The 12,055-nt window shown below is 45.5% G+C and carries 16 protein-coding genes; 3 read left to right on the forward strand and 13 right to left on the reverse strand.

Annotated features, from left to right (window positions below; all coding sequences use genetic code 11):
- Nucleotides 1–142: 142 nt before the first annotated feature.
- The 9 genes from upp to spoIIR all read right to left on the reverse strand — a co-directional run bounded on the left by upp (nucleotide 143) and on the right by spoIIR (nucleotide 7,068).
- On the reverse strand, nucleotides 143–772 hold the full coding sequence (gene upp, locus C1T29_RS22145) for a uracil phosphoribosyltransferase (protein WP_003227670.1): 630 nt from the start codon (nucleotides 770–772) through the stop codon (nucleotides 143–145).
- 137 nt (nucleotides 773–909) lie between these two features.
- Nucleotides 910–2,157 carry a serine hydroxymethyltransferase gene (gene glyA / locus C1T29_RS22150; RefSeq protein ID WP_014665721.1) on the reverse strand — a complete coding sequence of 416 codons (1,248 nt, stop codon included), beginning with the start codon at nucleotides 2,155–2,157 and terminating at the stop codon, nucleotides 910–912.
- A 205-nt stretch (nucleotides 2,158–2,362) separates the two neighbouring features.
- Entirely contained in the window at nucleotides 2,363–2,905 is a 543-nt protein-coding gene (locus C1T29_RS22155; protein ID WP_095432236.1) for a TIGR01440 family protein, read from the reverse strand.
- A 12-nt stretch (nucleotides 2,906–2,917) separates the two neighbouring features.
- Nucleotides 2,918–3,367, reverse strand: coding sequence for a ribose 5-phosphate isomerase B (gene rpiB, locus C1T29_RS22160; RefSeq protein WP_095432237.1), 450 nt, complete (start codon nucleotides 3,365–3,367; stop codon nucleotides 2,918–2,920).
- A 156-nt stretch (nucleotides 3,368–3,523) separates the two neighbouring features.
- Entirely contained in the window at nucleotides 3,524–3,976 is a 453-nt protein-coding gene (prpB, locus tag C1T29_RS22165) for a protein arginine phosphatase PrpB (protein ID WP_040081549.1), read from the reverse strand.
- Between the two features lie 75 nt (nucleotides 3,977–4,051).
- On the reverse strand, nucleotides 4,052–4,609 hold the full coding sequence (locus tag C1T29_RS22170; protein ID WP_069150488.1) for a manganese efflux pump MntP: 558 nt from the start codon (nucleotides 4,607–4,609) through the stop codon (nucleotides 4,052–4,054).
- Nucleotides 4,610–4,687: 78 nt separating this feature from the next.
- The gene (locus C1T29_RS22175; protein WP_095432238.1) at nucleotides 4,688–5,728 is read right to left on the reverse strand and encodes an L-threonylcarbamoyladenylate synthase; all 1,041 of its coding nucleotides are present in this window, start codon (nucleotides 5,726–5,728) and stop codon (nucleotides 4,688–4,690) included.
- A 156-nt stretch (nucleotides 5,729–5,884) separates the two neighbouring features.
- Nucleotides 5,885–6,328 (reverse strand): GNAT family N-acetyltransferase, encoded by a 444-nt coding sequence (locus tag C1T29_RS22180; protein ID WP_103749267.1) that lies wholly within the window; start codon nucleotides 6,326–6,328, stop codon nucleotides 5,885–5,887.
- A 65-nt stretch (nucleotides 6,329–6,393) separates the two neighbouring features.
- Nucleotides 6,394–7,068, reverse strand: coding sequence for a stage II sporulation protein R (spoIIR, locus tag C1T29_RS22185; RefSeq protein WP_069150490.1), 675 nt, complete (start codon nucleotides 7,066–7,068; stop codon nucleotides 6,394–6,396).
- Nucleotides 7,069–7,208: 140 nt separating this feature from the next.
- Between spoIIR and C1T29_RS22190 the strand changes: the two genes are divergently transcribed.
- Nucleotides 7,209–7,571 (forward strand): UPF0715 family protein, encoded by a 363-nt coding sequence (locus tag C1T29_RS22190; RefSeq protein ID WP_014478265.1) that lies wholly within the window; start codon nucleotides 7,209–7,211, stop codon nucleotides 7,569–7,571.
- A 16-nt stretch (nucleotides 7,572–7,587) separates the two neighbouring features.
- Here C1T29_RS22190 and C1T29_RS22195 read toward each other — a convergent pair whose 3' ends face one another.
- From C1T29_RS22195 to prfA, 3 genes are read right to left on the reverse strand one after another with little or no spacing between them, the layout of a single operon-like run.
- Complete coding sequence (locus tag C1T29_RS22195; protein ID WP_103749266.1) at nucleotides 7,588–7,875, reverse strand: DUF5316 family protein; 288 nt, start codon at nucleotides 7,873–7,875, stop codon at nucleotides 7,588–7,590.
- 59 nt (nucleotides 7,876–7,934) lie between these two features.
- Entirely contained in the window at nucleotides 7,935–8,801 is an 867-nt protein-coding gene (gene prmC, locus C1T29_RS22200) for a peptide chain release factor N(5)-glutamine methyltransferase (protein WP_103749265.1), read from the reverse strand.
- Nucleotide 8,802: 1 nt separating this feature from the next.
- Nucleotides 8,803–9,873 (reverse strand): peptide chain release factor 1, encoded by a 1,071-nt coding sequence (gene prfA / locus C1T29_RS22205; protein ID WP_003227645.1) that lies wholly within the window; start codon nucleotides 9,871–9,873, stop codon nucleotides 8,803–8,805.
- A 125-nt stretch (nucleotides 9,874–9,998) separates the two neighbouring features.
- Between prfA and C1T29_RS22210 the strand changes: the two genes are divergently transcribed.
- Both C1T29_RS22210 and racA read left to right on the forward strand, forming a co-directional pair.
- Nucleotides 9,999–10,385: an SMU1112c/YaeR family gloxylase I-like metalloprotein gene (locus C1T29_RS22210; protein WP_080488049.1), complete on the forward strand. Its 387-nt coding sequence runs from the start codon at nucleotides 9,999–10,001 to the stop codon at nucleotides 10,383–10,385.
- A 121-nt stretch (nucleotides 10,386–10,506) separates the two neighbouring features.
- Nucleotides 10,507–11,061: a chromosome-anchoring protein RacA gene (racA, locus tag C1T29_RS22215; protein WP_069150493.1), complete on the forward strand. Its 555-nt coding sequence runs from the start codon at nucleotides 10,507–10,509 to the stop codon at nucleotides 11,059–11,061.
- Nucleotides 11,062–11,095: 34 nt separating this feature from the next.
- On the opposite strand, the gene C1T29_RS22220 is transcribed toward racA, so the two are convergent.
- A complete protein-coding gene (locus tag C1T29_RS22220) occupies nucleotides 11,096–12,055 on the reverse strand; it encodes an AEC family transporter (protein ID WP_103749264.1) in 960 nt (319 codons plus the stop codon).

Here is a 12,055-nt window from a genome sequence, read left to right on the forward strand (position 1 = left end):
CAATCTGTTTAAAGTTAAAAAACTTTTTATACTTTACGTCTCCACAGAATGTTCACATTTTCACCTATAATTGTATACAAATTGACCGAATATCAAAAAACTGGATAAAAAAAGAACCCCCTTTATTTTGGGGTTTTCTTTTTTATTTTGTTCCAAACATGCGGTCTCCCGCGTCTCCGAGACCTGGAACAATATAGCCTTTTTCGTTTAATTTTTCATCAAGCGCCGCGATGTAAATATCAACGTCCGAATGATGCTTCTGCAATTCTTCCACACCCTCCGGCGCTGCTACAAGACACATGAAACGGATATTTTTCGCACCGCGTTTTTTGAGGCTGTGAATGGCTTCAACTGCGGAACCGCCTGTAGCGAGCATCGGGTCAACCACGATGAATTCACGCTCTTCCACATCAGAAGGAAGCTTGACATAGTATTCCACGGGTTTTAAGGTTTCAGGATCACGGTAAAGGCCGACATGCCCCACTTTTGCAGCGGGAATCAGCTTTAAAATGCCGTCAACCATTCCCAATCCTGCTCTTAGGATAGGAACCACTCCGAGTTTTTTCCCTGAGATGACTTTCGATTTTGCAGCCTGAACCGGTGTATTGATGTCCACTTCTTCCAAAGGAAGATCGCGGGTAATTTCAAATGCCATAAGTGTGGCTACTTCATCTACTAACTCTCTAAAATCCTTCGTACCTGTATTTTCATTCCGTATATATGTCAGCTTGTGCTGAATTAAAGGATGATCAAATACATAAACCTTTCCCATACTGTGTTTCAGCTCCTTTTTTATTGTCCCATCAACAATTACACACTTCTATTGATTCTACAAAAAAAGACATTGAGTTTCAAGAACATCGTCAAAAAACCCGCCTGGCATAAAGCCCCAAGCGGGTTTTTTGGATCTTAATAATCTAATTCTTTATATAAAGGAAATTTATCAGTCAGAGCAGCTACACGCTGTCTTGCTTCTTCAAGTTTCCCTTCATCTTCGTGGTTTTTCAATGCAAGCGCAATGATAGCACCGACTTCTTCCAATGCGTCTCCGTCAAAACCGCGGCTGGTTACAGCAGCTGTACCAAGACGGATACCGCTTGTAACGAAAGGTTTTTCAGGATCGTATGGAATCGCGTTTTTGTTAGATGTAATACCGATTTCATCAAGTACGTGCTCTGCAACCTTACCAGTCAGTCCGAGAGAACGAAGGTCAACAAGGATAAGGTGGTTGTCAGTTCCGCCTGAAACAAGCTGGATGCCCTCTTTCGTTAACGCTTCAGCCAAACGTTTCGCGTTTGAAATGACGTTTTGTGCATATGTTTTGAAATCGTCCTGCAATACTTCGCCGAATGAAACAGCTTTTGCGGCAATAACGTGCATCAGCGGGCCGCCTTGAATGCCAGGGAAGATTGATTTATCAATTTTCTTGCCAAACTCTTCACGGCAAAGGATCATACCGCCGCGAGGACCGCGAAGTGTTTTATGTGTTGTTGTTGTAACGAAATCAGCATAAGGAACCGGGTTTGGATGAAGGCCTGCCGCAACAAGTCCTGCGATATGCGCCATATCCACCATGAAGTAAGCGCCGACTTCATCAGCAATTTCACGGAATTTCTTAAAGTCGATTGTACGAGGATACGCACTTGCTCCTGCTACGATAAGCTTTGGTTTATGAGCGAGGGCTTTTTCACGCACGTCATCGTAATCAATATATTGAGTTTCTTTATCTACGCCGTACTCAACAAAGTTATATTGAACACCGCTGAAGTTGACTGGGCTTCCGTGTGTTAAATGGCCGCCGTGGGAGAGGTTCATCCCAAGTACAGTATCGCCTTGCTCCAAAATCGTGAAGTACACTGCCATATTTGCTTGTGCGCCTGAATGCGGCTGAACGTTTACATGCTCCGCTCCAAAGATTTCCTTCGCGCGGTCACGAGCGATATCTTCAGCGACATCGACGTGCTCGCATCCGCCGTAGTAGCGTTTGCCCGGATATCCTTCTGCGTATTTATTTGTCAAAACAGATCCTTGTGCTTCCATAACCGCTTCACTTACAAAGTTCTCAGAAGCAATCAATTCGATCTTAGTCTGTTGGCGTTCACGCTCATTTTTAATGGCGTTAAACACTTGTTCGTCTTGCGCAGGTAAATGTTTCATCAGCGAGATCCTCTCCTATCCGTATCCTGTTCTTTGTTTTACCATCACTATTGTACATGGTTTTTAAGGCTGATGTAAAAGATTATTTTTAAAAAATCTAAATTTTTATTGGTAAAAACGAATAATGATAACTTAAATTTAATTTAAAGTTCGGAATTTATATCACTGTCTTAAAATAAAAGAAAAGACTGGCCATGCAGTCCTTTCATTCGCAATCATAAACCGCCCGCACTCCGCCGATTAGTTTCGGCCGTGTACGCGCGAATGTCACATGGGCTGAACCGAGGCTGTTTTGAGAGACACGCACAGGGACAGCCACCGGCTTCAGATGCATGCCGATAAACGTATCGCCTATATCGATTCCTGCGTCAGCCTGAATGGTTTCAACAAGAACAGGAGACTTCATCTGGTTAAACGCATAGGACGCCATCGCGCCTCCCGCTTTTGGAACGGGCACGGCAGAAACGGTTGGAAGCCTGAACAGCCGGGCCGTGTCTGCTTCGACAACAAGCGCTCTGTTCAAATGCTCGCAGCATTGAAACGCGAGATGGATTCCCGTTTTTTCCCGAAGCTCGGCAAGTCCGCTGAAGATGCTTTCTGCAATGTCTACACTCCCCGATGTGCCGATCCGGCTGCCGGCCACTTCACTCGTGCTGCATCCAAGGACGAAAAGCTGATCTTGTTTCAATTCAGCTTGTTCCTGAAACTCAGACAGCATCGCCTTCCACGTTTGTTTCATCTCATTCATTAAACAGCACCCCTACAGGTTTTTCTCTTCATAATCTGAGATTTTTCCAATACGCGTTTGGTGTCTTCCCCCGGTAAACTCAGTGGTCAGCCAGATTTTTGCGATTTCCCGAGCCAGACCAGGGCCGATCACCCGTTCACCCATCGCAAGGATGTTTGTGTCATTATGCTCCCTCGTCGCCTTGGCGCTGAAGGTATCGTGCGCCAGCGCGCAGCGAACCCCTTTTACTTTATTTGCGGAAATGCTCATGCCGATGCCTGTCCCGCAAATTAAAATTCCTCTGTCAACTTCGCCGCTAACCACTTTTTCGGCCACCGGAAAAGCATAATCCGGATAATCGACAGAGCCGCTGCCGCAGTCGCAGCCCATATCAATATATTCAATTTGCAATTCGTCCATTAAATCTTTGATTTCATTTCGAATGTGAACGCCGCCATGGTCCGATGCAATGGCTACTTTCATCTGCTTTTCCTCCCAGCGTGTGTGATGCGGCCCGCCCGCTTTATTGACCGCGCAGCCTGTCCGCTCTTTGATTCACACCATATGATGTGCTTTTCACTATATTCTACTCCTTCACGCAGGATTTGCAAATGACCTGTTTGCAGATATTCTGGCAACTTACCTGCCTTCTTTTTTCAGCTGTTTTGCCAGCTGCCGAAGAAGTTCTTCAAGCTCATCTCGCGTTTGTTTATAGATGTCAATTGAGCCGCCGAACGGATCGATAACATCCCCATGGCTGCCTGTGACATATTCTTTTAATGTAAACACTTTATCACGATAACGTCCAAATTGGCTGGCAATGATCTGTTTGTGCTGATGGGTCATAGCCAGAACCAAATCTGCCGATTCCATATGTTCTTCAGTTAATGGAGAAGACACATGATTTAGGGCAATGTGTTTTTCAAACAGCGCTTCGACTGCATGAGGCGTCGCTCTCCCATTAGGCGAAGCAAACACGCCTGCCGAACGTACACTGACATTCAGCCCTTCCGTTTCTGCAATTGATTTAAAAAGCGCCTCAGCCATCGGGCTGCGGCACGTATTTCCAGTACAGACAAAAATAATATCCAAGTCAGTCACCCCTTATTTTTTTCTATTATATATGAAGAAAAAAGAAACGGCGACTTCGTTTCTTTTATTGGTATATTAAATTGGCAATAGCAGCTTTAGGCCGAATACGATTAATATGATGCCCCCGAGCGCTTCGCTGTATGTGCCAAGCCATGACTGCACTTGTTTTCCGACCAAAAGGCCAAGCCATGTCAGCATCATGCTGAACAGCCCAAAAAGGGTGATTGTGAGGAGCGGATGCGAGCCGTATATTCCCAAGCTCAAGCCGACGGAAAAGCTGTCAAGGCTGACGCCGACGGCAAACAGCAATAAGCCCGGCCCTGCCGGCGACATCAATCGTTCTTCTGACTGTTTAAAAGAAGCCATAAGCATTTGAACCCCAAGAACAAAAAGCAGCGCCCCTCCGATATAAACCGCTAACACGCCGAGGAGCCCTGACAGCATGTTACCGGCCGCCATCCCCGCGAGAGGCATGATAACGTGAAAAAGGCCGATGATGAAACCGATATAGAATATCTGCTTCTTTCTGAGTTTGACCATGCCCATTCCAAGGCCGACAGAAAAAGCATCCATCCCTAAAGCAAACGCCATGATGCTTAATGTCATCAGTTCGCCTATAAACAAATCCGACATACATAAATAACCCCCTTGGACACGCCCCGCTTTTTTAGCCTATGCGTGTCCAAAAAGGGTTAGAACATCCGACTGCTTTCAGCGAATCACTCTTCCTCCGGCGGCTTTCATCAGCCTGTTCATAATGGCGAGACCGACACCTGTGTCCGGAAAGGATTCCGAGATAATAACATCCACATAATTCTCATCAAAGCTGCGTAAAGCATCATACAGCCCTGCCGCAACAGTCTCAAGCTGAGCACGTCTTCCGCAGCTCTTTACATAATCAGCGGAATAAACGCCCGCGTTTTCTTCTGTTGTCAGGACACCGACCCGTTTTCCGCCCTGTTGATATTCTTGAATGAGGTGCTGCATGCGCTCTGGGCTGCCTTCGCAAATGGCAAGCGGCGCTGTCGGCGCATAATGTGTATATTTCATTCCTGGAGAAATCGGCTTCTCATTTTGGTCGCTGAGCCCTTTATCCACATGGATCGGTCCGATCACCGCTTCAATTTGTTCCTTCGTAATGCCGCCCGGGCGCAGGAGAACAGGGACGTCGCCCTCACATGAAAGCACGGTTGATTCGACTCCGATTCCGGTAGGGCCTCCATCCATAATACCGGCTATGCGGCCATCCAAGTCGTGAGCCACATGCCCCGCTTTTGTGGGACTTGGCTTGCCTGATAGATTGGCGCTCGGTGCTGCAATCGGCAGCCCCGATTCACGAATCAATGCAAGGGCAAGCGGATGATCCGGCATTCTAATAGCAACGGTTTCAAGACCTGCCGTTACACGAGGTGAAAGCGCACCGGGTTTGCAAGGCAGAATGAGCGTAAGTGCTCCCGGCCAAAACCGCTTCATCAATGTTTTCGCCTTTTCCGGCGCTGGGCCCGTTAAATCCTCAAGCTGGCTGATATCCGCGATGTGGACAATCAAGGGATTATCGCTCGGCCGCCCTTTTGCCTCATATATTTTTTGGACGGCATCCGTATTTTTCGCGTTTGCGCCTAGGCCATATACCGTTTCTGTCGGAAAGGCAACGACCTCATTTTCTCGAAGCAAAGCGGCTGCTTGTGCAATTTGTGGATCATTTGTGGATAACTCGTCAGTTACATCCACAAACCATCTTTTCGTTTTCATTTCTGACCAAACTCCTTATTCACAACAATAAAACGATTGTTTTACGCGTGTAATCCTTTTGAAAGTATAAAAGATGTCCTGTAATAAAACAAGCGTTATCCACAAATTGTGGACAACGCTAATAAAGAAGTGGATAAGTATGTGTATAAACTGCATTTATCCAGACGTTTTTTTCATCAAAACGGCCCCTTCTGTTTGCCGCGATTCACAGAAATGATCAGAAGAGAACAGTTCTTCCGGTACACTTTCAGCTCTTTCAAATCCCATGGCCGTCAGAAAGTCCGCAGAGGAAAGCTGATTCGCTACTAGATATACGGTTTTGATTTGATGCTTTTCGCACAGCACCTCCATGCTTTGAAAAAGCGTGACAATATGGCCTTGGTGAAGCTTGTCCGATATGACCAGCGACCGCAGCAGCCCCTGGTCACAGCTTATTTTTTCAATTCCGAGGCAGCCGGCAATGTTTTTCTCATTGTCCTCTAGCATAAGAAATTGAGTGAAGCCTTCTTTCACGCCTTCATAGCTGGTTTTCGCCTGTTTTAAAAATTCCTGAAGCACCTCTCCGTCTTTTTCCCTTGCCACCCGCAGTTGATAAAACATTCGTTCACCCCGTTTTTCGTTCTTTCTTCAAATCTATGAGGCAAATCTATTTTTAGACCAGATGATTAGGAAAAAAGGTCGGAAATCCATTCGACTAAGAAGAATTTCACTTCTGTGCCGTCTTCCTTCTCTTCTTTCTCTTCTTTTTTTGCTTTCTCTGCTTTAGCGGTTACGTCCTCAAGCACTTTTTCAGTCTGCTTTTTTGAGGCTTCTTTATCTTCTTGTTCTTTGACGGCTTCCCCGTTAGAAAAATCGAGAAAGCAGAGGGGTGGGAACAGCACACACCACCAGTTGGCGCCGTCGCCGTTTCCAAGCGTGATCAAAATCGCTTCATACTCACCGGCTGGATAAACCATGTTGCCGTAAAGCTTTGTCGGAAATGAGATTTTGTCAAAATCAACGGATACCGACTGATTCGCTCCTTCTTTCTCCATCGTTTCCTTTGCAATCGCTTTGATTTCAGGCAGCTTTGAGCGAATCACACGACGCGCTTCTTCAATAGAAGTAATATCCTTTACCCAAGTTGTGATTTCTTTATTCACCGCATCTCTGATATGACGTTTTAATTGCTGGTCTTGATCACTATCGCTGTTTGCCAATATTCTCAAACGAATCGCCTGATCTGGTATGACCACCGGCTGATTTTCTGATTGCTGTGCCGTCTCTTCTTTCGCAAGCCCTACGAGCGCTCCGGATAATAAAAGAAAGATATATATACAAATGATTACTGTTTTTTTCATCGGTCCCCACCGTTCCTCTCCGTGCTTTGTTTCTAGCCCTATTATGGACAAGGAGAACCTGGGGTAAACGTGCAGGGTGAAAAAAATCTAGCAAGCTGTTAATCTTATTTATGGTACGATAGTGTTTTAGGAGGTTTAAGATGAAATACAATTATACAGTGCTCTTATCAGCATTCACGATGTCGGTTCTTTATTCGGTTATTTATATTCATTCATTTATTATTGCCGCTCTCATCACAATGGCATTTTATTTTCTGTTTCCTTATTTGATCTTCGCACTGCCGCTTCAAATCATGATGAATAAAAAGCCGAAACGGTTCAGCCCTTTGTACCTGCTGTATTACCTTGCCGCTGCTTTTATTGCCAACGCGATCATTTTCGGCGTGCTTCAGCCTTCGGGACAATCTCTGTTTCAAAATACAGCCTTCTATCTTTTCGCTGTATTAACAGCTCTTATCTATTGGATATGGGACTCTGTTTTATTGCAAAAAAAGGAAGCCTAAAAGGCTTCCTTTTTTATTAAAACAAAACCGTCAGCAAATAACACAGAATGGAAGGTATCGCCGCAACAAAAAAAGCGGATGCCATTTTTAGACGTGATGTACGGCCTTCTTTGGTTTCTGAATGGTAGTTTGCCCGCTGATCGCTTCCGCTTACAGCAAAACCCGATGTGATGATCGCGAGCCCGACTAAAACGAGAGACGCAACGCCAAAAATCGCTTCATATGAAGGAGCCTGTGAAAAAATGGTGCCAATCATGCTCTCAATCGCGATGAGCAGGATTCCTGCTGTCAGGGCCTTTTTCATGTTTACATCCCCTTTGCTGGTGTTCAACAGCTTGATCCATTCACTCGCCGGCAAGCTGCTTATTTATTTTTATGAATCAGAGCGCATATGGTTCTGTCTTTTCCATTAATATCTTTCAGCACTTCCACTTCCGCATCCTTAAACGCCTTGAGGATCAGGTCTTTGACCGCCGCCCCCTGTTTCCAGCCGATTTCAAAAACGACAAATACGTTCTCCTTCATGACAAGCGGGATGTCTTCCATAAACCGCTTATAAAATTTCAGCCCGTCTCCGCCATCGGTGAGCGCGTGCAGCGGCTCATGAAAACGGACAATTTCTGATAGATCAGCCATTTCTTCCTCTGAAATATATGGCGGGTTCGAGACAATGATATCTGCTTTTTTTCCCGCCTTAATAAAAGGCTCAAGCAGATCGCCCTGATAAAAGCGCACATTCGCTCCAAGTTTTTCTGCATTGGCAGAGGCGACTTGCAGCGCCTCTTTCGAAATATCGACTGCTGACACAGAAAAGCTTTGGTTTTCAAGCGCAAGCGTGACGGCTATCGCGCCGCTCCCTGTACCAACGTCAACGACTTCGAGCCGGTCATCTTCAGAAAAGACATTACGATATTTTTCAAGCAAATGAAGGACAACCTCTTCTGTTTCCGGCCGCGGGATCAGCACATCATCATTCACCATAAATTCCCGCCCGTAAAAAAACTCTTTTCCGATAATGTATTGAACCGGCACGCCCTCTTTATGCATCTCAACGTGACGCGTAAAGCGATACAGTTCGTCTTCGCCAATCGGTTCCTGCAAGCTGGCGAGCAGCCTGCTTCTCTCCATTCCAGTATCATAAAGCAATAGCAGCTCGGCAGCATTTTCTTCTCTTCCCGCTTCGGTTAAATAAGAAGAAGCCCATTTCAGGGCTTCGAATATCGTCTTCATCTTAACCTTCCGACTGCTGAAGCTTGCTCGCCTGATCTTCTACGATCAGTGCTTCAACCACTTCGTCAAGTTTTCCTTCAAGAATCTGATCAAGCTTTTGAATCGTCAAACCGATTCTGTGATCCGTCACACGGTTTTGCGGGAAGTTGTATGTGCGGATACGTTCAGAACGGTCACCAGATCCGACTGCTGATTTCCGTGTTTGATCATATTCAGCCTGAGCTTCCTGCTGAAATTTATCATAGATTCTGGCACGAAGAACCTTCATTGCTTTTTCTTTGTTCTTGATTTGAGATTTTTCATCCTGGCATGATACAACAACACCTGTCGGCAAGTGCGTCAGACGAACGGCAGACATTGTTGTGTTGACGCTTTGTCCGCCCGGTCCGCTTGAAGCAAACGTATCGACGCGGATATCCTTCTCATGGATGTCAACCTCTACCTCCTCCGCCTCAGGAAGACAAGCTACCGTTGCAGTGGATGTATGGATACGTCCGCCCGATTCTGTTTCCGGAACACGCTGTACGCGGTGGGCGCCGTTTTCATATTTGAGTTTAGAATATGCGCCGCTTCCCGTAATCATAAAGATGATCTCTTTGTAGCCGCCTGTTCCGGTTACATTCGCTTCCATGACCTCTGTCTTCCAGCCTTGAAGCTCAGCGTAACGGGAATACATTCTGTACAGGTTGCCAGCGAATAAAGCAGCTTCCTCGCCTCCTGCAGCTCCGCGAATCTCCATGATGACGTTTTTGTCGTCATTAGGATCTTTCGGGATCAAGAGCACTTTCAAGCGTTCTGACAGTGTTTCCGTTTCCTTCTGAAGTTCAGAAATCTCTTCCTTCACCATGTCGCGCATCTCAGCGTCCAGCTTCTCTTCAAGCATTGCTTTTGCATCAGCCAGCTGTTCTGACGCATCTCTGTATTGTCTATATACGTCAACTGTTTCTTGTATATCAGATTGCTCTTTTGAATATTCTCTCAGCTTTTTCGGATCGTTGACTACTTCTGGATCGCTTAAAAGCTCATTTAATTTTTCGTATCGTTCTTCGATTGATTTTAAACGGTCTAACACGGTCTTCACCTCTGTTTTCCTGTGCGTAACATTCTCATTATAGTATAGTGATTAACCCCAGTCAAAAGCATTTCAATCCCAGCTTTAAAAGCCTCCTCTGCTATACTGGGAATCGAGGAGGGATATTGTTGCTGAAATCCATACATCATATTGCAATCATATGTTCAGATTACGAAAAGTCGAAAGCTTTCTACGTACATAAGCTTGGTTTTCAGGTGATTCAAGAAACGTACCGCGAAGAGCGCGGCTCCTATAAGCTTGATTTGTCGCTTAACGGCTCGTATGCCATTGAACTGTTCTCGTTTCCCGACCCGCCCGAACGCCAAACCCAGCCTGAAGCTGCAGGCCTGCGTCACCTCGCCTTTACAGTCAGCAGCTTGGATGAGGCGGTTCAGGCGCTTCATGAAAAAGGAATCGAAACAGAGCCGATCAGAACAGATTTGCTGACCGGAAAGCGTTTCACCTTCTTTTTTGATCCTGATCAGCTTCCTTTAGAACTGTATGAACAATAATATTTTTTGAAGAAAAAAAGGAGATACCCACTTTCTTTGCCGAATCTTTTCTTGTTTTGTCTAACGGGAAGGGAACCGCATTCTATGGTCGAATACCTAGCTAAAAAGGAGGTATGGGATCATGAATACAAATATGGTAGCAAGTGAACTCGGCGTCTCCGCAAAAACGGTGCAGCGGTGGGTGAAGCAGCTGAATCTCCCTGCCGAACGCAATGAGCTCGGACACTATTCGTTCACAGCAGAAGACGTGAAGGTTCTAAAATCTGTTCAAAAACAAATCTCTGAAGGCACGGCGATTCAGGATATTCATCTGCCGAAAAGCGCTAAAAAGCGCACAGGCTTCCTTGTCCAAAAAACAAATGGCGACACAGAACGAAGAATCGAGCAGCTTGAACAAAAGCTGGACACCCTTTTACAGCAAAGGCAGGACGAAAACGAACTGATAGCAAGGATTTCGGAGCTGGAACGCCAGCTGAAACAAAAAGCCGATGAAGGAGTATCTTACCAGCTGCTTCAGCACCGCAGAGAAATTGATGATATTCTTGCAGACCTGCAATCACTGACCTCACAAATGAAAGAATTCACCGCTCAGCCGATCCCCGAGACCGCTGCTGCTTCTGAAAAAACCAAAACAAGAAAAAAACCGCTGCTGTCACTGTTCAAATTTCAAACCTAAAGCAAAAAGCTCCCCGTAAAGGGAGCTTTTTTTGTTACGCAGTAAGCGCGATAATGATTGGAAGTGAAATCAAAGACAGAATCGCACTGACCACAAACGCAGTCGCAGTTTCTTCTTCTTGTTTCTCGAAACGAGTCGCAATCATGGCTGCAACGGCAGAACCAGGGAATGCAACAAGAAGGATCGCTTTTGTCATTTGGTCAGCTGGAAGTCCGACTGCAAGAGCAATCAGGAACATTAACGCAGGCTGAACCGCAACTTTTAGTAACGCAATACCGATAGCCGGCATACTGAGTTTAATTTTACGAATACCAACGGTAACACCGACAGCAAAGAGAGCAACACCAGATGTTGTGCTTCCAAGCTGATCGAGCATTTTAACACCCAGCTCAGGAAGAGTGAAGTTGAACACCAACACTAAGATCATACTGATTAACGGAGCAGCTGCAAGCGGCTCACAAAGACCATGCAGGATTGATTTTCCTGTCATCTTCCAGAAGCTGTCGCCGCCCTCTTCGTTTTTCTTAGAAGTCTCACCGACAGTAGCGATAATGATCGCGAGCGGATCAAGAATCGCGTTTACCACGATACCTGTGACCGCGATCGGAATCGCAACTTCATTCGCTCCGAATAAGCTTCCCAATACAGGAATACCCATAAACGCGAATGTCGGCTGTGCAGAGTTCAAAGAAAATACAGATGAGTTCGTTAAATCATACTTGAAAATAAATCTGCAAACCAAAAGAATGATGATATAGAAACCAACAATCCCAATAATTAAAGAAATCATTAATGGAACTTGTGATAAAAATTCACTTCTGGAAGTTGTCAAAATACCAGCGATAAAGTGAGCTGGAAGTGCGTATTTCGTTACTAACGTACTTACCCCTTTTGCCGACTTGGCATCATAACTTCCAAAATGTCCTGCAAACCAACCCAGCACGATAACAAAGAAGATCGGCGCCAGGAGGATTAAGATATCTAAGATGCTCAA

It is taken from the genome of Bacillus sp. MBGLi79, from assembly GCF_002953915.1.